A 22,367-nucleotide genomic window follows, 5' to 3' on the forward strand; every position below is an offset into this window, starting at 1 on the left:
TGAACCGGCTATCGCGCAATCTTATTACTTTGCGCGCGCAGAAAATCAAGTGAAAAGTAGGTCAGCGCAGATGTCCTATCGCGAATGTTGGCGCGCTCATTTCCTTTTCCAGATAAGCACTTAGTGCGTCTGGGTCGGGTTGCGTGTCGGTTCTTGTCTCCGCCGCGGCCAGCCCGCCCGAAATGAACAGCAGATCGATATCTTCGCCCATGGCGCCTGCAATGTCGGTCAGCACGCCGTCACCGATGGCCAGAATGCCGGAATCCGGCACATCCACACCCAGTTCGAACAACCGCCGCCGCGCCAGATCGTAGATCGGCGGGTGTGGCTTGCCAAAGTAAAGGCTCTCGCCACCCATCTCGGTATAAAGCTGCGCCAGCGCGCCCGCACACCATTCGCGCACATCGCCCCGGTCCACCACGATATCCGGATTGGCGCAGAGCAGTTTCAGGCCCAGTTGTTTGGCCATCAGGAATTCGGGGCGCATCACGTCCGGATCGGCGCTTGGATCGCGCGGGCCAGTGCAGACGATCCCCTCCGCCTCATCCATGGGCACCATTTGCACATCAATCGGTTCCTTGATCACGCCAATAGGTTCAAAGAATTTCTCCTCCCCCGGCTGCCCGATGAAATACACCTTTTCCCCGACGATGCCGCGAAACATCGCGGCACGCGCACTGTCACCGGAGGTTGCTATCGTGTCCCATGCGTCGTCGGGTACACCAAAATGCACCAACTGCTTTTGCACACCCGCACGTGGACGGGGCGAGTTGGTCACCAGCACCACCTTACCCCCTGTCTTGCGATAGGTCTGCAGTGCCGCAACGGCGTCAGGCAGCGCATGCACCCCGTTATGCACACAGCCCCACAGATCGACGAACAGCGCGTCATAACGCTCTGAAATCTCGGACAGGGCAGAAATGATCTGGGTCATGGCTTGGTCTCCCGGAAGGTCTTGATTGCTGGGGTGGCCACTAAAAAAGCGGACCACTGGTCCGCCTTACGATAGAGCGCCATCATTGGAAAGTAAGGCGCAGGTGTCCTGCGCCAACCCCGTCTCAGACCTTGAGGTTCGGGATGATCTGTTTCTTGCGGCTCATCACGCCGGGCAGGACGACCGTGTCGCCAGTTACATTCGCACCAAAGCTCTTTTCGGCCACACCCTTCACCCGGTCATTGGGGATCAGCATGGTCGCTTCTTCGTTGAGGATGTCGACGACGAACAGCAGCACCTCGTCTGCGCCGTCTTCCTTGGCGACATCAACCATCGAGGCCATCAGGCTGTCCTTGCGATCCAGCACGATCTTGGGCGCCGTGGTTTCCAGAACCGAGACGCGGAATTCGGTGCCGTCCACGGTGTATTCCTTGCTGTCCATGCGCAGCAATTCGGCGTCGGAAAAGGCGGACACATCCGATTTCGCCTCGAACATTTCGGCTGCATAAAGCGGGATGTCGATCCCAAGATCGCGCGCCAGATCATAGGCGATCGCCTTGTCTTCCTGCGTGGTCGTGGGCGAGCGGAATTCGAGCGTGTCAGACAGAATACAGGACAGCATCGCGCCTTGGACCCATGCCGGGGCCTGGGCCATGTCCTTGCCGATCATCTTCCACATGATGGTGGCGGTGCAGGCCAGAGGCTCGATCCGGATGTCGATAGGGCCTTTGGTTTCCAGCCCGCCGACCAGCTTGTGGTGGTCGATGATGCCGGTGATGTCGGCGTCATTGATATTGTCGGGCAATTCAGCCGGGTTGTTGGTGTCCACGATCACAACTGGCTGGTCCGCGTCCACGGATGAGATAATGCGCGGCTTGGGCAGGTCCCACTTTTCCAGCACAAATGCCGCTTCGGTGTTGGGCTCGCCCAGCAGCACCGCCTCAGCGTCACCGCCTTTGACTTCGTTCAGATACCACGCCCAGATGATGGGGGAGCCGGTGGAATCGGTGTCAGGTGATTTGTGGCCAAAAACCAGAGTTGTCATGGGCAGGGCGTCCTTACAGATGGAAGAGATTTTGCGCCCTTATAACAAGCTGTCCTGCGGTGTCACGGGGGGCAAAGGGGCACCAGTGTCGCGCCGGGCGAGTGGTTGATCCGAGCGCGCCTTCGGGGTATGATTTAGGCATCTGAAAAGGAGTGCCCTGCACATGGACAACCTGGCCTGACCGCCCACCCGTTCCTGCACCGCGATATGGTGCGCCTCGATTTCAGGAGTGATCTGACAATGGACCAGCGCGGCTGACCCGCAAGCGCGGGGATCGCACGCGCGACTTGCGCGTTTTTTCAGTTCTTCAGACACGAAAGGGGCACCTCATGCCCAGAAAATCCAAACCAGCCGCAAAACGCGGCACCCATCGCCCTGCCACCAAGGTCCCAAAGGCGGCCCGGCCACCTGCACCCGCAGCCCGACCCGCCCATCTGCGCACGCAAGTGCGCGGCGGGCGGCCGCCCCGCTTTCCGGGGCGCACGGGCGGGCGCTAAGCCCTTGCATCGGGGCCGCGCGTGGGGTTTCCTCGCGCGGCCCATCCCAGTCCGGACGACGCACCGTGAGCGCACGCGAAACCGACCTTTACCCACCCGTCAAAGCCTTTCTCGAAGGGCAGGGATATGTGGTGAAGTCCGAGGTGGGCGCGGCGGACGTGGTAGCCGTGCGTGGTGGCGAGCCGCCCGTGATTGTCGAGTTGAAGCTGTCGTTTTCGCTGACACTTGTGCATCAGTGCGTGGCGCGCATGGCTGTGACGGATGATGTCTACATGGCGGTGGCGCGGGGCAAGGGAAAGCGGTTCCATAAATCGGTCAAGGACATGACGCGGCTGTGCCGGCGTCTTGGGCTGGGTCTGATGACGGTGCGCTTGTCGGATGACCTTGTGCAGGTGCATTGTGATCCGGGGCCCTACGCCCCGCGCAAGAACACGCGCAAACAGGGCCAGTTGCTCAAGGAGTTTGCGGGCCGTGTCGGTGATCCCAACGATGGTGGCCAGACCCGCGTGGGGTTGATCACCGCCTATCGGCAGGACGCGCTGAAGCTGGCCATGTACCTGTTCGAAGTGGGGGCCTGTAAAGGTGCGGATGTGGCGCGTGAAACCGGCATTGCGCGGGCCACCACCATGATGCGCGACGACCACTATGGCTGGTTCGAAAAGGTCGAAAAGGGTGTCTATGGCCTGACGCCGAAAGGTGCCGAGGCGGTCTCGGCCTCGGGCGATATCCTGGGCGGTTAACCCGGTCTGTGCGTCACGCAGGCACAAGCGTATCTGCCATCAGATCATCCAGAAACAGGCTGAGCAATTGCAGCCGCCCTGACACGTCGGCCTTGCGATAAAGGGCCGCGCATTGCGCCTTGATCGTGCCCTGTGCCGTTTCGCGCAAGCGGGCCATCTCGGCCACGGAATACCCTTTGATGGCCAGAATGGCGACCGCGCGTTCGGCCTCGGTCAGTTGCCATTGCCCAAAGCGCACTTCGAGCAGGTCGGCGAATGCGCCGGATGCGACCTTGAGCTGATCGGTTATCTGGTCCTGACGGCGCAGCATCTGGCGCAGCTCCGACCCGGTAAAGGCCAGCCCAAGGAACAAGGCAAGCGTGATGATCGCTTCAACCAGATCACTTTCCGCCAGCGCGCTGGTGTGATTTGGCACGAACAGGTCAATCAGGACGTCCGAGACGAAATAGGCGCAACAGATCGCTTGTAGGGCAAACAGGCTCCAGAGGATGGCGCGGCGAGACAGCATAGGGATCGTCCATGTGTTAAGGGCCGCCCGGGTCGATCCGGGCGGCGTACGTGCGGGTCAGCTTAGTCGTCGCTGTCGTCCGCGTCATCATCGCGTTCGATTTCGGTGACGAGCCCAGTGTAGATGGCGACTTCGATTTCAAAGGCGACACCGTCCAATGTCACCTCGGCCTCGATCTCGCCATCTTCCAGTTCGATATCATGCACGTCGTAACCCATGCCGGTCAGGGCGGTGCGTATTTCATCCTCCGTCGTGCCAAGCATCTGGCCCACATCCAGACCGGCAAAGGCGGCGGCGGGCACCAGAAGGGTGGCAAGAATTGCGGATTTTGTCGTTGAGGTCATTAGGGTGTCTCCACTTCGTATTGTCATGCCGCGTCATTGCGGCTGGGCAACAGATGCGAAGGGGCAGGGCAGATCTGAATTCGACTTTTGGCCGAAACGGACAGGCTTAGGCCAAAGGTTTACGGCCATGGGCGCAAATTTTTCTGAAAAGCTGACGTGCTGGGGCGTTGACTCGCGCTTAAATGGTGCCTAGTTACACCGCGTTATCACTCACGGCAGGTGAGTGCTAATGACCCCGAAATCCGGGGTGAATGGAAGAAACTTTGAGCCTTAAGGAGCTGCAAAGATGGCATTGAAACCGCTTCATGACCGCGTGCTGGTACGCCGCACGGAAAGCGAAGAGAAAACCGCTGGCGGGCTTATCATCCCCGATAGCGCCAAGGAAAAGCCAAGCGAAGGCGAAATCGTGTCCGCAGGCCCCGGTGCCCGCAAGGACAGCGGCGAGCTGATCGAGATGGCCGTCAAAGCCGGGGACAAAGTGCTGTTTGGCAAATGGTCCGGCACCGAAGTCACCATCGACGGCGAAGAACTGCTGATGATGAAAGAATCCGACATCATGGGGATCATCGAGTAAGCGCACGGCGCTTCTCTGATCTTTCAACCAACATTCTCAAAGGAGAAAAATCATGGCTGCTAAGGACGTCAAGTTCAATACAGATGCCCGCAACCGCATGCTGAAAGGCGTGAACACGCTGGCAGACGCCGTCCGCGTGACACTCGGCCCCAAAGGTCGCAACGTGGTTCTGGACAAATCCTTCGGCGCACCGCGCATCACCAAAGACGGTGTTTCGGTTGCCAAGGAAATCGAGCTGGAGGACAAGTTCGAAAACATGGGCGCGCAAATGGTCAAAGAAGTGGCCAGCCGCACCAATGACGAAGCAGGCGACGGTACAACAACCGCAACTGTTCTGGCCGCTGCGATCATTCGCGAAGGCATGAAATCGGTTGCCGCCGGTATGAACCCGATGGACCTCAAGCGCGGTATCGATCTGGCCACAACCAAAGTTGTTGAGTCGATCAAAGCTGCGGCACGTGACGTGACCGACAGCGACGAAGTTGCCCAGGTCGGCACCATTTCCGCCAACGGCGAAACAGAAATCGGTCGCCAGATCGCGGATGCGATGCAGAAAGTTGGCAACGAGGGTGTCATCACCGTCGAAGAAAACAAAGGTCTGGAAACAGAGACCGATGTTGTCGAAGGTATGCAATTCGACCGTGGCTACCTGAGCCCCTATTTCGTGACCAACGCCGACAAGATGACGGCCGAGCTCGAAGACTGCATGATTCTGCTGCACGAAAAGAAACTGTCGTCGCTGCAGCCCATGGTCCCACTGCTTGAGCAAGTGATCCAGTCGCAGAAACCCCTGCTGATCATCGCCGAAGATGTCGAAGGCGAAGCGCTGGCAACTCTGGTTGTGAACAAACTGCGCGGCGGTCTGAAAATCGCTGCTGTCAAAGCCCCCGGCTTTGGTGATCGTCGTAAGGCGATGCTGCAGGACATCGGCATTCTGACCGGCGGTCAGGTGATCTCCGAAGAACTGGGCATGAAGCTTGAGTCGGTGACCATGGACATGCTGGGCAACGCCAAGCGCGTTCAGATCACCAAGGACGAGACCACAGTGATCGACGGTGCCGGTGAGAAAGCCGAGATCGAAGCCCGCGTGACACAGATCCGTGGCCAGATCGAGGAAACAACTTCCGACTACGACCGTGAAAAACTGCAAGAGCGTGTGGCCAAACTGGCCGGCGGTGTTGCCGTGATCCGCGTCGGCGGCATGTCCGAAGTCGAAGTGAAAGAGCGCAAAGACCGCGTTGACGATGCCCTGAACGCGACCCGCGCGGCCGTGCAGGAAGGTGTTGTCGTCGGTGGTGGCGTCGCTCTGATCCAGGCTGGCAAGGCGCTTGACGGTCTCAAGGGTGCAAACTCTGACCAGGACGTCGGCATCACGATCGTACGCAAGGCCATCGAGGCGCCTCTGCGTCAGATCGCCGAAAACTCCGGTGTGGACGGGTCCGTCGTTGCAGGCAAAATCCGCGAAAGCAGCGACAACACGTTCGGCTTTAACGCTCAGACCGAAGAATATGGCGACATGTTCAAGTTCGGCGTCATCGACCCGGCAAAAGTTGTGCGCACAGCCCTGCAAGACGCCGCATCGGTCGCTGGTCTGCTGATCACAACCGAAGCAATGGTTGCCGACAAGCCCTCCAAAGAGGGCGCCGGTGGCGCACCCGGCGGCATGCCCGACATGGGCGGCATGGGCGGCATGATGTAAGACTGTTTGCTTCAGGCAAACGGACACAGACTGTCAGTGCAAAGGCCCCCGCGTGGGGCCTTTGTCACGTTCGCGATCTGCTCGACGTGACGGGTTAAGGGGCTGCCAAAGGGCGGCCCGTTTTCATTTTGACAGGCCCTTGTGGGCGACTTGGATCGCTTAAAAGTCGCATTATGCAGTCCACAAATGCAGCAGACGTCGTCCGCTATGCTGGAACGGTTTTGCCGAATCCCAAGTTGCCGGAACCAGGCCTGACGCAACGGTGATTTGACTGCACAAAAAAGGCCGTCGATTTGGCTGGCGTATCGTTGTGCGTTGCGCGGTGATTCTTGGACAGATCACGCATTCCCTGTGGATTGTTTCCAAATTGGGTAGAAACTCGTTTTCGGCTGCTGCCCAAACGTAAATTCAACCTGATCCCGTTAACCATTTATTAGTAAATATTTTTCCCGGAGGCTTTCTTTCGCTCGGGGCGGTCGTGCTTTTGGTCTTGATGCTGTATGGCGTCAGCCGCAAAGGGCTGTTTTCCCGCATAAGGTGAAAGTGGCACAAGTAAGGCTATCCTGACTCCAAATTTGGTTAATTTATGTTAACGTAAGGGCATTAAAAATTTAATCAGAGGAATAAGTCTTATGAAGACACGTATTTTCGCAGCCGTTTTAGCACTAGCCTTGCCAGGCTTGGCGCACGCGGCACCTATCACTTTCTTCGGTGAAGACCCAGGTCCACAGACGTCCGTACCGGCGGGCGGATTGGCTGAAACAGCACGCAACAACTTCGAAGCGACACTGGCTCCTGGGGTTGGTGTTGAAGATTTCGAAGCGCCAACAGCCCTGCCAAATATCTCGTTTCCCGTATCCAGCGGAACAGTCACTGCATCGCTGACAGGTGGTGCGGCATCACTTTCGAGTGTTCCGGGTGCCGGACGTTTTGCGACATCGGGCAGCACGTTTGTCGAAGTTGATGGTGGCGGCGGTTTCAACATCTCCTTCACCACCGCGATTTCCGCATTCGGTTTCTACGGCACAGACATTGGTGACTTCGGTGGCTCGCTGAGCATCGCGCTCACGGCTGTTGGTGGTGCTGTGACGAACATCAACATCCCGAACTCGACAAGCGCCAACAACGCCGGGCTGCTGTTCTTCGGCTTCCTTGATCTGACAGAATCGTACACCAACATTGCGTTCTTCAACTCAAGCGGCAGCGACTTCTTCGGCTTTGACGACATGATCGTTGGCGACCGTCAGCAAATCGTCAACCCACCTGCTGTGCCTCTGCCAGCAGCCGGTTGGATGCTGCTCGCTGGTCTGGGCGGCATGGGCCTGATGCGCCGCAAGCAAAAGCGCCAGAGCTGATACAAATCCAAATCTGAAACAGAATGGCGGGCCCGCAAGGGCTCGCCGTTTTTTTTGGCGTGATTGTATGGCCAGACATCTGACGGTCCCAGACCCGTGATCACATGTTTCATGTCTTGGCCCGGGTGCAGAAACGTCTAACGTGCCGGAAATGCGCATACTCCTTCTGACATGCATCACAATGGTCGCCTTTGCGGCGAATTCGGTCCTCAACCGGCTGGCTGTCGACAGCGGTGCAATCGATCCATCCAGCTTTGCGATGATCCGTGTGCTGGCAGGCGCGGTTGCCCTGTGCATGATCCTGACAGTGCGGGGCGGTGGCCTGCCCGTTGCTGGACGCGGGCGATTGGTCGGGGCGGCGAGCCTTGCCGCCTACATGATCGGGTTTTCGCTGGCGTATGTCACTCTCAACGCCGGGCTCGGGGCCCTGATCCTGTTTGGCACCGTGCAGGTTGTAATGTTCGCGTGGTCCGCGTTGCGCGGGGCGGCCCCGACGGCGCGCCAGCTTGGTGGGGCGGGCATTGCCTTTGCCGGGCTTGTCCTTGCGCTCTGGCCGAGGGACGGATCGGGCGGCGATCTGGTCGGGGCGTCGCTGATGATCATGGCGGGCATCGGGTGGGCGATCTACACGCTTGCGGGCAAAGGCAGCGCCGATCCCCTTGCCACGACAGCGGCCAATTTCGTGGTCGCGATGCCGATGCTGCTGGTTCTGCTGTTTGGCACAGGTCTGCACGCAGCCCCGTCAGGCATTGCGCTTGCCATCACGTCGGGGGCTGTCACCTCCGGTCTGGGCTACGCCCTGTGGTATCACGTGCTGCCCCAATTGCGCGGGCAGACGGCACCCGTGGTGCAGCTAAGCGTGCCGATCATCGCGATCCTTGCCGGTGCAGCCCTGCTGGGCGAAGCGATCACCCTGCCCATTGTGATTGCGACCATCCTTGTGCTGGGTGGGATCGCGCTGACGGTCACCGCACCAACGGTTCCAGCGGATCATAGGTGACCCCGTCGCCGCCAAAGGCGACATCGGCCAGACTGTCGGGTTTGTGCGGGGTCTGCGCAAGTTCCGTGCGGGTTAGCCAGCGGCGCTCGGTTACGATCTTTTCGATGTCATTCCAGTCTGCCGGGCGCGGCGTGCCAGGCATAACAGTGCAGCGGAAATACACGTCGACCTGATGAAAGCTGCCGTCGGGGTCATGGAATTCGTTCACAAGACAGGGCGCGCCGACCTCGATCTGCAGGCCGGTTTCCTCATGCACTTCACGCGCCAGGTTGTCCGGCAGACTGCTGCCCACCTCGACCCCGCCGCCCGGGGCACACATCAACGGACTTTGTCCATCCGGCCACGCATTGACCATCAGCAGGCGGTCGTCTTCGACGAGGATGGCCCGCACGGCAAGGCGCGGTGATTTTGGGCGCATGACTGTTACCTTCCGTCAGGAACCATTAGTTTTCATTCCATAAGTGGCGGTATGACATTATCTGACCTTGTATGAAAACCTGCGCTGCCTTTTTTGCATTGCTCATCGCGGTTGCGCTGCCTCGTGCGGCACAGGCCGAATGCGTTGTATTGCTGCACGGTCTGGCCCGATCAGAGGCGTCGCTGCTTGTGATGGAAGGTGCGTTGCGCACCGAAGGCTATGAGGTGGTGCGACCGGGCTATCCTTCGACGTCAGAGACCGTACAGACCCTTGCCGAAGCCGTCATGCCTCAGGCGATGGAGGCGTGCGGCGATGACACTGTGCATTTCGTCACCCACTCAATGGGTGGTATTCTGGTGCGCTACTGGTTTGCCAATCATCCACGCCCCGGACGTCTTGGTCGCGTGGTCATGCTGGCCCCGCCCAATCAGGGCAGCGAAGTTGTGGATACGCTGAGCGATATCGAGGCGTTCGGCTGGATCAACGGCCCAGCCGGCGGCCAACTGGGCACCGGGCCAAACAGTCTGCCGCGTGCTTTACCGCCTGTCGACTACCCTGTGGGCATTATTGCGGGCGACCAGTCTCTGAACCCGCTGTTTTCGTCGCTCTTGCCCGGGCCGGACGATGGCAAGGTCGCCGTTTTGTCCACCCTTGTCGAAGGGATGCGCGATTTCATCGTGATGCCCGTGACCCATACGTTCATGATGAACAATCCCAACGTTATCACTCAAACCCTTACCTTTCTGCGCAGTGGCGAATTTGATCGCGACATCCGATGGGTCGATGAAGTGCTGGATCAGCTGGGATGTCCAAACGCCGACTGTCTGGGTGGGGACGGCGATGCTAACAATTGATCTGGTCGGGGCCGAGGTCCTGCATCCGGACGGGCTGAGCGCGGCGCCTTTGTCCCTCAGCGAGGGCGTTATTGCGGACACGTCCGTCGGCCGTACGGTCGATCTCAGCGGGTTTCGCGTCCTTCCGGGCATTGTCGATGTGCATGGCGACGGGTTCGAACGTCATGTCGCCCCGCGGCGCGGCGCGATGAAGCAGATGGGCGAAGGCCTGCGCGCGGTCGAGGCGGAACTGGCCGCCAATGGCATCACCACTGGTGTTCTTGCACAATTCGTCAGTTGGGAAGGGGGGCTGCGCAGCCTTGAGTTTGCAGATCAGGTGTTTGGCGCACTGAAAGACATCCGAGGCGAGGTTGTCACCGACCTGCGCCCGCAACTGCGAATCGAGATTTCGCTGATTGATCTTTACGCCGATCTGCCTGCCCGCGTGGCTGACTGGGGTGTGGAATATGTCGTGTTCAATGATCACTTGCCCCATGACCGTCTGGCCGAAGGGCGCAAACCCCCACGCCTGACCGGTCAGGCGCTCAAAGCCGGGCGCAACCCGGAAACGCATTTCGAAATGCTGCTGGAGCTGCACGCCAATGTCGGGAATGCCCGGGATCTGCTTGGCCCGCTTTGCGCGACATTGAGTGAGGCGGGCGTGCGTCTGGGCAGCCACGATGATGCGACCGCTACCGGGCGATCCATCTGGGCAGCACGCGGTGCTGATATCGCCGAATTTCCCGAAACGCAGGAGGCTGCGGAGACCGCGCGGGATGCAGGCCATCATGTCGTGCTTGGCGCGCCCAATCTGGTGCGCGGCGGATCACACAAGGGCAATGTGTCCGCTCTTGATCTGGTGACGATGGGCCTTTGTGATGCGCTCGCCTCTGACTATCACTATCCGAGCCCGCGCCGCGCGGCGCTGATGCTGGCGCACTCGGGGCTGATGGATCTGGCCGAGGCATGGGCGCTTGTGTCATCGGGGCCTGCAGCTGTGTTGGGGCTGACGGACCGGGGTGATCTTGCGCCCGGCAAGCGTGCCGATATCGTGGTTCTGGACAGTGCCGACCGTGTTGCAGCCACCATCGCGGGTGGGCGCGTGAGCTTCATGTCAGGCGATATCGCAGAGCGGTTTGTGGCGGCAGCTTGACGCGCGCTCAGGTTACGATGCGGTTGATGTGCCCCATCTTGCGCCCCTTCCGGGCTTCGGCCTTGCCGTAAAGGTGCAGTGCCGTGGCCGGATCGCATGCAAGGTCGGGCACGCGGTTCATATCGTCGCCGATCAGGTTTTCCATGACAACATCCGCGTGGCGCTTGCCATCGCCCAGCGGCCATCCAGCGATGGCGCGAATGTGCTGTTCGAACTGGTCCACAACGCAGCCGTTCTGTGTCCAGTGGCCGGAATTGTGTACGCGCGGTGCGATCTCGTTCACGACCAGACCTTCTGGCGTCACAAACAACTCGACCCCCATTACGCCCACGTAATCGAGCGCATTCAGAATGTTCGCCGCAATCAGGATCGCATCCGTCCGCTGAGAAGCGCTGAGGCGGGCAGGTACTGTAGTGGTGTGCAGGATGCCGTCGCGGTGCACGTTCTCGCCCGGATCGAAACAGGCGACCGCGCCGTCCAGCCCGCGTGCGGCGATCACGGACACCTCGTGGCTGAAGTCCACAAATCCTTCGAGGATCGCAGGCGCATCCGACATCCCGGCGATTGCCGCATCGGCGTCAGCCGGGTCTGCAATGCGCATCTGCCCCTTGCCGTCATACCCAAAGCGGCGGGTCTTCAGGATCGAAGGTGCCCCGATCTTGGTCAGAGCAATGGCGAGGGCCGCCGCGTCGGGCACATCCGCATAATCGGCGGTGCGCAGGCCCAGCCCGCTCAGATAATCCTTTTCCACCAGCCGGTCCTGACTGACCCGCAATGCCTCGCGCCCCGGGCGGATGGGCGCGTGATCCTCAAGCGTATCAAGGGTGAGAGTGGGTATGTTTTCGAACTCGTAGGTGATGACATCGACGGTGCTGGCGAAGGCGAACAGGGCGTCGTTGTCCTCGTAAGGGGCGGTCGTGACCAGATGGGCGACATCGCCTGCGGGCGGGTTTGCGGTGGGATCATAGATATGGGTGTGAAAGCCCAGACGGCTTGCCGCAACGCTCAGCATACGCCCCAGTTGACCGCCGCCCAGAATGCCGATGGTTGCGCCCTGCGGCAATGCGTCAGTCATCTTGCGGTGCCTCGGGGATCGAGGCCGACAGCGTAGCCCGCCATGTCTCCAACCGCGCGGCAAGGGCAGGGTCGGACAGCGCCAGAATGCCTGCCGCCATCAGCCCTGCATTGGCTGCACCTGCCGCCCCGATGGCCATAGTGGCCACGGGATAGCCGCGCGGCATCTGCACGATCGAGTACAGGGAATCGACGCCCGACAGCGCCTTGGTCTGCACCGGCACGCCGATCACGGGAATCTGCGTCTTGGAGGCCATCATGCCCGGCAGATGTGCCGCCCCTCCGGCGCCCGCGATGATCACCTTCAGCCCGCGTTCTGCGGCTGTCTTGCCATAGTCCCAAAGCCGGTCTGGCGTGCGATGCGCAGAGACAATGGCGGCATCGTATGGCACCTCAAGCTGGTCGAGGATTTGCGCAGCTTCGCGCATCGTGGGCCAGTCGGACTGGCTGCCCATGATGATGCCGACTTCGGTGGTCATGCCAATGGCTCCTGCAATGAAGAAGCGCGGAATATAGGTGTTTTCAGATCAAGCGCAATCGTTTCTCACGTCCGCCCGGGGGCGTACTCTCAGGCGATGATATCCGGGGTCAGGCGGTCTTCGAGGTTTGCGATCCGGTCCTTGAGCGCCAGCTTTTTCTTCTTGAGGCGCTGAATGGTCAGTTGCTCGCTCGATCCCACTTCCTGCAGGGCGCGGATGGCGGCATCCAGATCGCGATGCTCGGCGCGAAACACCTCCAGCTCATAGCGCAATACGTCGTCCGATTTCATCGACATATTCGAAGGAGCATTCATGGGGGCGATTCCAAACTGTTGCTGAGCCTTTAATATAATCACGACAACGCGACACGCCTACCCCTTGTTACACCCGTTCATTCTGCCCATATTCAGAATATCCGCTGCCGTAATCGGGGCGGGCCACTGACTGTCGCTTGACTTGAGAAGGACGTGTCGCATGACGAAAATGACTCTCGCCTCCTATCCCCACATGCTGGGGTTTGAGCAACTGGAACGGCTTCTGGAACGCACTGCCAAGGGCAGCGAAGGGTATCCGCCGTTCAATATCGAACAGACATCGGATTATTCCTATCGCATCACGCTGGCCGTCGCGGGTTTCGGCGAGGATGACCTGTCGATTACGGTCGAGGACCGCCAGCTTGTGATCCGGGGCCGCAATTCGGAAGACACCGAGGGACGCGTATTTTTGCATCGCGGTATTGCCGCGCGCCAGTTTCAACGCAGCTTTGTGTTGGCGGATGGCGTGGATGTGGGCGAGGCGGTGATGGAAAACGGGCTGCTGCACGTTGATCTGACACGGGCCAAGCCTGACACGATCGTTCAGACGATCAATATTCGGAAAGGGTAGGCCATGTACAAGTCTTTTGATCTGAATGCCGATGTGGGCCGCATGGTCTATGTCAAACCCATCGCCGTGACCGATCTGCCCCGCGAGGTGCGCGATCAGGCGGGTGGTCTGGACGAGCTGTTTGCCGTCCATGATGCCGAGGGGCAACAGCTGGCCCTCGTCGCGGATCGCAGGCTGGCTTTTGCCCTCGCGGTTCAGAACGATTATGCGCCGCAACCCTTGCACTAACGGGGTGTCCCACGCTGGGACACCGAGCCGCCCCTGACAAATCAATGGCTTACAGGGGCGGATTTACCAATTCTTAAGACCTGAAGGACTCTACCCATGCCGTTTGATGTCGACTGGGTGGATGCGTTTTCGAACCGTGCCTTTGGCGGGAATGGCTGCGCGGTGGTCCATTGCGGCGCGTCGCTGGACGATGCCACGTGCATGGCCTTTGTGCGGGAAACCTCGCTGGTCGAATGCACCTTTACCGGTCCGTCCGAGGCCGCAGACATCCGCGTGCGCTATTTTCTCGCCAGTCGTGAAATCCCCTTTGCCGGCCATCCGACAGTGGCCACCGTCGCCGCGATGCGCCACCGTGGTTTGATCGGGGACGGGCCACTGACCCTTGAGACCGGCGCGGGGATTGTGCCGGTTGAGGTGAAGGGCACGACCGTCTCAATGACCCAGATCGCGCCCGAGTTCGCAGTACATGTGCCTCCGGAGATCGTCGCCGCCGTGGGCGGGATTGACGCCGCAGATATCATTCATCCGCCGCGCTTTGTCTCTACCGGGCTGCCGTTTTGCATCACCGTGCTGCGGGACCGCACGGCCCTTGACGCCGTGCGTTTCGATGCAGAGGCATTCCGCGCCTATCTCGACCACCTTGGGGTCGCGGGCACCGATGTGATGGAGCCGTTCTGGGTGACACAAAGCGAAACGGGGACATTTGCCCGTCTGTTGATGGCACCGCCAAGCCCACCCGAGGATCCGTTCACAGGATCAGCGACCGGTGCGATGGCGGCTTACCTTTGGTCGGAGGGGTTGATCGATGCGCCCCGCTTTGTCGCGCGGCAGGGCGACGGGCTGGGCCGACCCGGACAGGCGCAGGTCCAGGTGCTGGGGCCGCGCGATGCGATCACGGGCGTGATCGTGGCGGGCGATGCGCATGTGTTGATGAGCGGGACGTTGCTTTTGTGACGGTGCGGTGGTGATGGGCAGATTGCCCATCCTACGTTTGGGTGCGCTGTCTGTTGGGTTAGCGCACAGTGCAACGATGCCGCGCTGATGCATTGCCTGTCCGCGGGATGGCGACGTGTCGCTGTTTCCCGGGCAGTTTATGGATCAAGGTTATCGCGCCGCCTGAATGTCGCACCAAGACCAGCCATATCGCCAGCCCGGTCGGGCGGACTGGCCATGGATCGGCGCCTACGGCTTGATTCCGATTCTTGTGTTGTAGTGGTGGCGTTGCAGCGAAAGGTCCGCAGTGAGCCCAACTTGACCAATGCTGCGCAGCGAACCAATGTCCGCAAAGCGGTGCCACTCAAAGTCACGGATGAGGTTAGAATGAGCGTTCTGGAAATGTATCACGACTTTCGGAAGCGCTTCCCGGAAATGACCCAAGTCACGGATGCCAGACACATCAAAGTCTGGGACAGCGTTGATGATGAAACTGCGTTTAGCTGGTTTGAAAGCCTTGCAGGTGCAATCAATGATCAAATGGGGGCGGCGAAGAAAGGTACTGATCTAACTTCGGTTTTCTCCTTTTTTGAGAGAGAGCTTCAGGGCTCCGACATGGAGGTCAAGAACTGCATAGACGTCAGCTTTGTCGAGAACCTTTTTTGGGAAGTGCAGCCGATTTCAGCTGCTAAAGCGTGGGATGCAATGCCAAACTCTATGCGGCAAATGTACCTAAGCTTTCATGGACAACCCCCGACAATAACCTAGTTCCAATTGATCCTCTTCGCCTACAAGCGGCCCTTTGCGCAGCCGCAGCGAAAGCCCGCTTCGTCTCGTCTCTTGACGCCCTTGCTCTATCGGGAGCCGGGCCATCGACGACCCGTGGGGTGGCGATCAGGCCTGTCCGCTACAGAACTTTATGGCTGCCAAGTGCATCTTCCCGATCAGCGGAATGCGACGGGTGTCATATCGCCATCCCGTCATGCCAAAGGCATGCCGACCTGTTTTTCGCGCACCTGCGGTGCGACGGGACGGGCTGTCGATGGCCCGGCGCCTTCGGCTTGATTCCGGGCGGGGTGGGGTGTTGCTGGGTCGGACGCTTTGTGACGCAAAAAAAACGCGCCCCGGGGAGGGGCGCGTCTTGCGTAGGATGGGCAATATCGCCCACCTTATCCGGCGATCAAGCCCATGCTTTCCAGCTTGAGCAGGACCTGATGGGCGCAGTTGTCGACGTCTACGTTCTCTGTCTCGACGCTCAACTCGGGATCTGTGGGCACGTCATAGGGGTCTGAAATCCCTGTGAATTCCTTGATCTTGCCTTCGCGCGCCAGCTTGTAGAGGCCCTTGCGGTCGCGCCGTTCGCATTCTTCGATCGACGTGGCGACGTGCACTTCGACAAAAGCGCCAAAGCTTTCGACATCTTCGCGCACGGCGCGCCGTGTGGTGGCGTAGGGTGCGATGGGGGCGCAAATCGCGATGCCGCCGTTCTTGGTGATTTCCGAGGCGACATAGCCGATGCGACGGATGTTGAGGTCGCGGTGTTCCTTGGAAAAGCCAAGCTCAGAGGACAGGTTTTTGCGCACAATGTCGCCATCGAGCAGCGTCACGGGGCGTCCGCCCATCTCCATCAGTTTGACCATCAAGGCGTTTGCGATGGTGGATTTGCCCGACCCGGAAAAGCCGGTGAAGAAGACGGTAAAGCCCTGCTTGTTCCGGGGGCGTGTGCGGCGCAATTCAGCGACCACTTCGGGGAAGGAGAACCATTCGGGGATTTCCAGCCCTTCCTGCAGGCGGCGGCGCAATTCGGTGCCCGAGATGTTCAGGATGGTGACATTGTCCTTGTCCTTGATCTCGTCAATGGCCTCGTATTGGGCGCGCTCGTCCACCCAGACCATGTGTTTGAAATCGACCATTTCGATGCCCATTTCGGCCTCGTGTTCGCGGAACAGGTCCTGGGCGTCATAGGGGCCGTAGAAATCCTCGCCCGCCGAGTTCTTGCCGGGGCCTGCGTGGTCGCGCCCCACGATGAAATGGGTGCAGCCGTGGTTCTTGCGAATGAGGCCGTGCCAGACCGCTTCGCGCGGGCCCGCCATGCGCATGGCAAGGTTCAGAAGGCTCATCGAGGTGGTGGCGGCAGGGTATTTGTCGAGCACCGCCTCGTAACAGCGCACGCGGGTGAAGTGATCGACATCGCCCGGCTTGGTCATGCCGACAACGGGGTGGATCAGCAGGTTGGCCTGTGCCTCGCGCGCGGCGCGGAAGGTCAGTTCCTGATGCGCACGGTGCAGGGGGTTGCGCGTCTGGAAGGCGACGACCTTGCGCCAGCCGACTTTGCGGAAATATGCGCGCAGTTCATTGGGCGTGTCGCGGCGCGCGCGGAAGTCGTAGTGCACGGGCTGCTGGATGCCGGTCACGGGGCCGCCGAGATAGACGTTACCGGCCGTGTTGTGCAGATAATTGACGGCCGGATGGGCGCTGTCATCCGCACCGAAGACCTTTTCGGCCTCGTGGGATTTGTTCGGCGTCCAGCGGTCGGTGACGGTCATGGTGGCGAGGATCACGCCTTCCTGGTCGCGCAGGGCGATGTCCTGGCCAACCTCAAGCTCCTCGGCGAATTTTTCGTTTACGTCCAGTGTGATGGGCATGGGCCACAGCGCGCCGTCCGCGGTGCGCATGGTGTCCACGACGCTGTTGTAATCGGCCTCGCTCAGAAACCCTTTGAGCGGGTTGAAGCCGCCGTTCATCAGCAGTTCGAGGTCGCAGATCTGGCGGGGTGTCAGATCCCAGCTGACCAGCTCGCCAGCCTCCACTTTCAGTTTCTGCGCGCTGTCGTAAGAGACAAACAGCTCCGGGATCGGGGCGAGGTTGTTTTCCATCAGTTTGGTCCTGTAGTTTAAGGGATTGAAGCCAGAAGTTGTGCCCGTCAGTTCGGAATAGAGTGCATCGTATTCCGCGAATTTGCGGGTCAGGAATTGGTCGATCAGGCGGTTCTTCTCGCCTGCGCCACGGGTTGTAAGGGCATAAGAGTAACGCTGACGTTTATCCGCGCTGTCCTTGTCGCCGATCTTGACGAAACCGGCAGCGGTGGCGTCGCGCAGAAGGGCGTTCAGGCGGCCAAGCGAGACGCCGATGGCCTCGGCCATGGCGCGTTGTGAGGCGTCGGGTGCAGAGTCGAGCTGACGCAACAACCGGAACATCTGGTCGTTGTGGGTGTCACTGGCTTTTGATGCTGCACGGCGCATCGGCTCACTCGTCATTTGTTCACGCGTGAACGCATGTCACAAATTGTTTGTTCAAAAAAGAACAAACTTTGAATTTGGGCGGTTTTCGGCAGGCGTGGTTAATGTGCCACGCCCTGTGCGGGTCACGGTCAGGCCGACATTTGCTTGGCCTTTTCCCGTGCCAGCATCGTGCCAAGCCGGGTTGCATCCGGAACCGGCAGGGCGGACAGGGCCGTGTCGCGCCCGCGCAATTCAAGGTCGATCATCTCACCGCTTGGGGTGGCGGCACCTGCCGCCTCCAGAACATCGGTCGAGATCAGGGCCTGTACGCCCATGGCCTTCGTGCTCCCCTCAAGCCGCGAGGCAGTGTTGACCGTATCCCCGATCAGGGTGCGCGGCGCGCGTCCGGCGGCCCCAATTTCCCCCAGCACCACATTTCCCAGATGCACGCCGATGCCGATGGCGACGGGCGCGGCCCCTTCGCCCTCAAGCGTGCTATTGAACCGTTCCAGCGCGTGGCCGATCCCTTCGACTGCGGTGATCGAGGCGCGCGCGGACGCTTGGGGCGTGTCAGTTTCAAACACCGCCATCAGCCCGTCGCCCATATATTTGTCGATTGTCCCGCCTGCCTTGAGGATGGGCGGCACGATCTCGTCAAAAAAGCGGTTGAGCAGGAAGACAACGTCATAGGGCAACTGCCCGTCCGTGCGCGCGGTAAAGCCACGCATATCGAGAAACAGCACGGCCAATTGCGCCTCTTTCCCCTGACTGGCATGGGCGCGCCCGCGCTTGCCGTCCGGCGCAAAGACCCGAAAGACGGAAATCGGCGCATCCGGGCGCATCTGGCAGGCAAGGCGCGCCTTTGGTGGCGCGCCGACGGCGGCAAGGGTGCGCCGCTCGGCCTCGGAAGGTGGGGGCAGATCTTCAAGCCCTTCTTCGACAATCACGCGGCAGGTGGTGCAACGCCCGCGCCCGCCACAAAGGGCGGTGTGCGCCACGCCATTGGCGCGCGATGTTTCAAGCAGGGTCTGCCCGCGCGGTGCGCGGATCTGGGGGCCGTCGATATACTGCACCCGGATCGGTTTCTGCATCGCTGCAATGGTCCGGCGCACCGCAAAGACAAGCAGCGCAATGCCAAGGATGGCCCAGACAAACCACGTCGCCTCGCGATCCATCTGTGCAAGCAGGGCGAACCCGTCACCGTCAGGCCAGTTCCACACGTCCTGCGCCAGCGCAGTGGCACGGGGGTCGTGCAACAGCCCATCCATCACCCGCGCCGAAATCACGAAGCCGAGGATCGCAAGCGTCGGGATCAGCACTGCAATGCCAGTCAGCCAGGGCAGGGTGGCCCGCCACCAGCGCGTCACGCGCAGCCACATATGGATGCCAATGGCCCCGTGCACCCATGTGACGATCACCAGCAGCGCCTGCATCCATCCGTCCCACGTGGTCCAGATCAGCGCGTTCACATAGCCCAGCATGGTGGTCACGCCCAAAACTTCGTGCGCAGCGCGGGTGTAGATCACGTGACTGACGAGGATCAGCGGGATGATCAGGCCCAGCACGATCTGTACTGCGTCCCGGAACGGCATGCGCAGGGTGCGCGCGAGCGCGACCTTGCCCAGAGACAGGATCATGTGCGCAAACAGCGCCACCCCGATGACCGCCGTGCCAATGTCTGAACGGATCAACCAAAGCCGTGCCGCCTGCACACTGTCATAGACATCCGGTGAAATCAGAACAGAGGCGAGGTTCAGCAGGTGGGCCGCGACATAGATCATCAGGATCAGACCGGATGCGATCCGCACCCGGGTCGCCCAACTGCCGCGCCACAGCGTTTGTGTCATCCTGATCTCTCGGTCCTGTTCGTCCGATACACAGTGGCGCGCGCCATCGCCCCGGTCAATCGGGGGGCACGCGTGCTGTGATGTCACAACAGTTCAGCGGCGGTTTTATTCGGCAACGGCCCCGTAGCCGAGCGGTTCGCTGACGTCCTTGCCGTCCTCGATCCCGTTTTCGGCCAGAAAGCGTTCGGCCTCAAGCGCGGCCATGCAGCCCATGCCGGCGGAAGTGACCGCCTGACGGTATTTGTGATCCGTCAGATCGCCGGCTGCGAACACGCCGGGCACAGAGGTTTCGGTGCTGTCGGGTTTGGTCACCACATAGCCGCCCATATGGGTTTCCAGCACGTCCTTGACCAGTTCGTTGGCAGGCGCGTGACCAATGGCGACAAAGACGCCCTTGGCCGGGATGTCCGTGATCTCGCCCGTCTTGGTGTGCTTGACCTTGATCCCCTCGACGCCCAGCGGGCTGTCGGTGCCATAGACCTCGTCCAGTTCGTGAAACCAGAGCGGTTCGATCTTGGGGTTCTTCATCAACCGGTCGATCAGGATCTTTTCGGCGCGCAATTCGTCCCGGCGGTGCACCAGCGTCACCTTGGAGGCGAAATTGGTGAGGAACAGCGCCTCTTCCACCGCAGTGTTGCCACCGCCGATCACGACGATCTCCTGACCACGATAGAAAAAGCCGTCGCAGGTGGCGCAGGCGGAGACACCAAAGCCTTTGAATTTCTCCTCGGATGGCAGGCCCAGCCATTTGGCGCGCGCACCGGTGGCCAGAATGATCGCGTCCGCCACATAGATCGTGCCGCTGTCGGATTGGGCCACATAGGGGCGCTTGGAAAAGTCGACGGAGGTGATGATGTCGCCGATGATTTCGCAGCCCATGGCCTTGGCATGGGATTCCATCCGCACCATCAGGTCGGGGCCCTGCACCTCGGTGTCGCCGGGCCAGTTTTCAACTTCGGTGGTGGTGGTCAGCTGCCCGCCCGGTTCGATCCCTTGCACCAGGACCGGGTCCAGCATCGCGCGGCTTGCATAGACGGCGGCGGTGTATCCGGCAGGGCCAGACCCAATGATCAGGACCTTGGTGCGTTTGGTGTCGGACATGGGAACCTCCTGGCAGCGGGGAATGACGCGCATGATATAGACCTGCGACACTTGGGTTTGAACCCCGATTATGGCACACGGGCATGCGCGTGGTGCATGACGGGGTCCGGAGGAAATTTCCAATTGTTGCGCGAGTGTGAAATAATATTGCGCAAACTTTGTAGATCGCTATAACTTCCGCAAATTCAGGGGGACATTATGGCGAGTACACGCCTTGATCCGATAGATCGCAAAATACTGGCCGAGTTGCAGGCAGATGGTCGCATGACCAATGTCGAACTTGCCAAACGGGTCGGAATATCGGCCCCGCCCTGCCTGCGCCGCGTGCGCACGCTGGAAGAGGCAGGCTACATCCGCGGCTATCACGCCGACGTGGATGAACATGTGCTGGGCTTCGAAGTGCAGGTGTTCGCCAATGTGGGCCTTGCCAGTCAGGCCGAGGCCGACCTGAGCGCGTTCGAGGAACGCTGCCGGGCGTGGCCGCTGGTGCGCGAGTGTCACATGCTGAACGGCGAGGTCGATTTCATCCTGAAATGCGTGGCCCCCGACCTGTCCAGCTTTCAGAGCTTTCTGACCGGCGAATTGCTGACGACGCCCAATGTGGAGTCGGTCAAGACATCGCTGGTGATCCGGCAGGCCAAGGATGCCCCCGGCGTGCCCTTTGATGTGCTCGAAGAGCGGCTGGCGAAGTCGGCCTAGGCCACCAGCGCCTCTTCGGGGGCGCGGGGATGTGCGAGCGGGCCGAAATCCGTGATGTGCGAAATGCGCGGGAACATCGACAGGAACAGGTCGCGCTGGGCGTGGGTGACGTCGCGCGTGCCTGCCATGCCGGGGTGAAAGGTTTCAACCATCATACCGCCGACATCCACTGCCGCATGGCGTGACAGGCAGATGTGAAACAGACGGATGGCTGTGGGTGGCATCACCTCGATCACGTTCACGTTGTCCACAAAGGCCCGGATCGGCGTCAGCATCGACGCACCCCCCGTGGCCCCGCGCAAGGCCGGGGGCGTCTGCAGAACACGCGCGCCTGTGCCCAGGGTCACAAAGGATGACGGGCGGTTCTGCCCGAAACTGTCAGCCATGATCCGAACCAGCGGAATCCGGCGGCCCGTGTCTGCGGGAACAAAGTTGGTGGACCCGATCCACGTCACCTCTGCCGGTTCACCGGACGAGGTGTTGACCCAGTCGCCCGGCACCAGATCTTCGATCGGGATGATGCCATGCGGGCTGTGCAGGGACACGCCGCGCGCAAGGGCCGAAAAGGCGTTTTCAAACAGGGGCAGGGCGGGTGCGCTAAAGCTCGCCACAAACCGCGAGCCATCCGCATTCAGCGCGGCGACGTCATAGGTGCGCGCAGAACTGGCCGTTCTCAACGGCATGCGCGGCGCACTCAGGGCAGCAGAAATAGTCATATGTAACCTCACTTATCGTGGTCACATCCGTGTCGGCCCCCACCGACGACGACAGATGGGCAGGAGCCATGTGTCTTTGTAATG

Annotated in this window: 25 protein-coding genes; 13 read left to right on the forward strand and 12 right to left on the reverse strand. The window is 60.5% G+C overall.

The window, feature by feature from the left end:
- Positions 1 to 61: 61 nt before the first annotated feature.
- The gene (locus ACERZ8_RS10705) at positions 62 to 934 is read right to left on the reverse strand and encodes a TIGR01459 family HAD-type hydrolase (protein ID WP_407592181.1); all 873 of its coding nucleotides are present in this window, start codon (positions 932 to 934) and stop codon (positions 62 to 64) included.
- A gap of 124 nt (positions 935 to 1,058) precedes the next feature.
- Positions 1,059 to 1,979, reverse strand: coding sequence for a manganese-dependent inorganic pyrophosphatase (locus tag ACERZ8_RS10710; RefSeq protein ID WP_407592182.1), 921 nt, complete (start codon positions 1,977 to 1,979; stop codon positions 1,059 to 1,061).
- Between the two features lie 329 nt (positions 1,980 to 2,308).
- Between ACERZ8_RS10710 and ACERZ8_RS10715 the strand changes: the two genes are divergently transcribed.
- Positions 2,309 to 2,476 (forward strand): hypothetical protein, encoded by a 168-nt coding sequence (locus ACERZ8_RS10715; RefSeq protein WP_407592183.1) that lies wholly within the window; start codon positions 2,309 to 2,311, stop codon positions 2,474 to 2,476.
- Positions 2,477 to 2,541: 65 nt separating this feature from the next.
- Complete coding sequence (locus ACERZ8_RS10720; protein WP_407592184.1) at positions 2,542 to 3,216, forward strand: DUF2161 domain-containing phosphodiesterase; 675 nt, start codon at positions 2,542 to 2,544, stop codon at positions 3,214 to 3,216.
- Positions 3,217 to 3,229: 13 nt separating this feature from the next.
- Here the strand turns inward: ACERZ8_RS10720 and ACERZ8_RS10725 are convergent, their stop codons facing one another.
- Positions 3,230 to 3,724 carry a helix-turn-helix transcriptional regulator gene (locus ACERZ8_RS10725; RefSeq protein ID WP_407592185.1) on the reverse strand — a complete coding sequence of 165 codons (495 nt, stop codon included), beginning with the start codon at positions 3,722 to 3,724 and terminating at the stop codon, positions 3,230 to 3,232.
- A gap of 62 nt (positions 3,725 to 3,786) precedes the next feature.
- Entirely contained in the window at positions 3,787 to 4,068 is a 282-nt protein-coding gene (locus tag ACERZ8_RS10730) for a PepSY domain-containing protein (RefSeq protein ID WP_407592186.1), read from the reverse strand.
- 286 nt (positions 4,069 to 4,354) lie between these two features.
- Between ACERZ8_RS10730 and ACERZ8_RS10735 the strand changes: the two genes are divergently transcribed.
- From ACERZ8_RS10735 to ACERZ8_RS10750, 4 genes are all read left to right on the forward strand, one after another.
- A complete protein-coding gene (locus tag ACERZ8_RS10735) occupies positions 4,355 to 4,642 on the forward strand; it encodes a co-chaperone GroES (protein WP_299724039.1) in 288 nt (95 codons plus the stop codon).
- A gap of 52 nt (positions 4,643 to 4,694) precedes the next feature.
- Positions 4,695 to 6,341: a chaperonin GroEL gene (gene groL / locus ACERZ8_RS10740; RefSeq protein ID WP_407592187.1), complete on the forward strand. Its 1,647-nt coding sequence runs from the start codon at positions 4,695 to 4,697 to the stop codon at positions 6,339 to 6,341.
- Between the two features lie 632 nt (positions 6,342 to 6,973).
- On the forward strand, positions 6,974 to 7,696 hold the full coding sequence (locus tag ACERZ8_RS10745; RefSeq protein WP_407592188.1) for a VPLPA-CTERM sorting domain-containing protein: 723 nt from the start codon (positions 6,974 to 6,976) through the stop codon (positions 7,694 to 7,696).
- A 151-nt stretch (positions 7,697 to 7,847) separates the two neighbouring features.
- Positions 7,848 to 8,696 carry a DMT family transporter gene (locus ACERZ8_RS10750; RefSeq protein ID WP_407592189.1) on the forward strand — a complete coding sequence of 283 codons (849 nt, stop codon included), beginning with the start codon at positions 7,848 to 7,850 and terminating at the stop codon, positions 8,694 to 8,696.
- Here the strand turns inward: ACERZ8_RS10750 and ACERZ8_RS10755 are convergent.
- A complete protein-coding gene (locus ACERZ8_RS10755) occupies positions 8,662 to 9,114 on the reverse strand; it encodes an NUDIX domain-containing protein (protein ID WP_407592190.1) in 453 nt (150 codons plus the stop codon). The two genes, ACERZ8_RS10750 and ACERZ8_RS10755, sit on opposite strands and share 35 nt — an antisense overlap.
- Positions 9,115 to 9,185: 71 nt before the next feature.
- Here ACERZ8_RS10755 and ACERZ8_RS10760 point away from each other — a divergent pair, with 71 nt between their 5' ends.
- Both ACERZ8_RS10760 and ACERZ8_RS10765 read left to right on the forward strand, forming a co-directional pair.
- Complete coding sequence (locus ACERZ8_RS10760) at positions 9,186 to 9,968, forward strand: esterase/lipase family protein (protein WP_407592191.1); 783 nt, start codon at positions 9,186 to 9,188, stop codon at positions 9,966 to 9,968.
- Positions 9,955 to 11,100 carry an alpha-D-ribose 1-methylphosphonate 5-triphosphate diphosphatase gene (locus ACERZ8_RS10765; RefSeq protein ID WP_407592192.1) on the forward strand — a complete coding sequence of 382 codons (1,146 nt, stop codon included), beginning with the start codon at positions 9,955 to 9,957 and terminating at the stop codon, positions 11,098 to 11,100. Before ACERZ8_RS10760 ends, ACERZ8_RS10765 begins: the two co-directional genes overlap by 14 nt.
- 7 nt (positions 11,101 to 11,107) lie before the next feature.
- On the opposite strand, the gene ACERZ8_RS10770 is transcribed toward ACERZ8_RS10765, so the two are convergent.
- The 3 genes from ACERZ8_RS10770 to ACERZ8_RS10780 form a co-directional block, all read right to left on the reverse strand.
- A complete protein-coding gene (locus ACERZ8_RS10770) occupies positions 11,108 to 12,175 on the reverse strand; it encodes a 5-(carboxyamino)imidazole ribonucleotide synthase (RefSeq protein ID WP_407592193.1) in 1,068 nt (355 codons plus the stop codon).
- On the reverse strand, positions 12,168 to 12,653 hold the full coding sequence (gene purE, locus ACERZ8_RS10775) for a 5-(carboxyamino)imidazole ribonucleotide mutase (protein ID WP_407592194.1): 486 nt from the start codon (positions 12,651 to 12,653) through the stop codon (positions 12,168 to 12,170). Before purE ends, ACERZ8_RS10770 begins: the two co-directional genes overlap by 8 nt.
- Before the next feature lie 89 nt (positions 12,654 to 12,742).
- A complete protein-coding gene (locus tag ACERZ8_RS10780; protein WP_407592195.1) occupies positions 12,743 to 12,967 on the reverse strand; it encodes a YdcH family protein in 225 nt (74 codons plus the stop codon).
- Positions 12,968 to 13,127: 160 nt separating this feature from the next.
- Here ACERZ8_RS10780 and ACERZ8_RS10785 point away from each other — a divergent pair, with 160 nt between their 5' ends.
- From ACERZ8_RS10785 to ACERZ8_RS10800, 4 genes are all read left to right on the forward strand, one after another.
- Positions 13,128 to 13,538, forward strand: a complete 411-nt coding sequence (locus ACERZ8_RS10785) for an Hsp20 family protein (RefSeq protein WP_407592196.1) — start codon at positions 13,128 to 13,130, stop codon at positions 13,536 to 13,538.
- A gap of 3 nt (positions 13,539 to 13,541) precedes the next feature.
- The gene (locus ACERZ8_RS10790) at positions 13,542 to 13,766 is read left to right on the forward strand and encodes a DUF1150 family protein (RefSeq protein ID WP_407592197.1); all 225 of its coding nucleotides are present in this window, start codon (positions 13,542 to 13,544) and stop codon (positions 13,764 to 13,766) included.
- 96 nt (positions 13,767 to 13,862) lie between these two features.
- The gene (locus ACERZ8_RS10795) at positions 13,863 to 14,720 is read left to right on the forward strand and encodes a PhzF family phenazine biosynthesis protein (RefSeq protein WP_407592198.1); all 858 of its coding nucleotides are present in this window, start codon (positions 13,863 to 13,865) and stop codon (positions 14,718 to 14,720) included.
- 297 nt (positions 14,721 to 15,017) lie between these two features.
- The gene (locus ACERZ8_RS10800; RefSeq protein ID WP_407592199.1) at positions 15,018 to 15,467 is read left to right on the forward strand and encodes a DUF7674 family protein; all 450 of its coding nucleotides are present in this window, start codon (positions 15,018 to 15,020) and stop codon (positions 15,465 to 15,467) included.
- Between the two features lie 401 nt (positions 15,468 to 15,868).
- Here ACERZ8_RS10800 and ACERZ8_RS10805 read toward each other — a convergent pair whose 3' ends face one another.
- The 3 genes from ACERZ8_RS10805 to trxB all read right to left on the reverse strand — a co-directional run bounded on the left by ACERZ8_RS10805 (position 15,869) and on the right by trxB (position 20,868).
- Positions 15,869 to 17,941 carry a bifunctional sulfate adenylyltransferase/adenylylsulfate kinase gene (locus tag ACERZ8_RS10805; RefSeq protein WP_407592200.1) on the reverse strand — a complete coding sequence of 691 codons (2,073 nt, stop codon included), beginning with the start codon at positions 17,939 to 17,941 and terminating at the stop codon, positions 15,869 to 15,871.
- Positions 17,942 to 18,069: 128 nt separating this feature from the next.
- Positions 18,070 to 19,767 carry an adenylate/guanylate cyclase domain-containing protein gene (locus ACERZ8_RS10810; RefSeq protein WP_407592201.1) on the reverse strand — a complete coding sequence of 566 codons (1,698 nt, stop codon included), beginning with the start codon at positions 19,765 to 19,767 and terminating at the stop codon, positions 18,070 to 18,072.
- A 105-nt stretch (positions 19,768 to 19,872) separates the two neighbouring features.
- The gene (trxB, locus tag ACERZ8_RS10815) at positions 19,873 to 20,868 is read right to left on the reverse strand and encodes a thioredoxin-disulfide reductase (protein ID WP_407592202.1); all 996 of its coding nucleotides are present in this window, start codon (positions 20,866 to 20,868) and stop codon (positions 19,873 to 19,875) included.
- Positions 20,869 to 21,066: 198 nt separating this feature from the next.
- Here trxB and ACERZ8_RS10820 point away from each other — a divergent pair, with 198 nt between their 5' ends.
- Positions 21,067 to 21,567 (forward strand): Lrp/AsnC family transcriptional regulator, encoded by a 501-nt coding sequence (locus ACERZ8_RS10820; RefSeq protein WP_407592203.1) that lies wholly within the window; start codon positions 21,067 to 21,069, stop codon positions 21,565 to 21,567.
- On the opposite strand, the gene ACERZ8_RS10825 is transcribed toward ACERZ8_RS10820, so the two are convergent.
- Complete coding sequence (locus ACERZ8_RS10825) at positions 21,564 to 22,283, reverse strand: Hint domain-containing protein (protein ID WP_407592204.1); 720 nt, start codon at positions 22,281 to 22,283, stop codon at positions 21,564 to 21,566. The two genes, ACERZ8_RS10820 and ACERZ8_RS10825, sit on opposite strands and share 4 nt — an antisense overlap.
- Positions 22,284 to 22,367 lie beyond the last annotated feature (84 nt).

Source organism: Tateyamaria armeniaca, assembly GCF_045797845.1.
Classification (GTDB): domain Bacteria; phylum Pseudomonadota; class Alphaproteobacteria; order Rhodobacterales; family Rhodobacteraceae; genus Tateyamaria; species Tateyamaria armeniaca.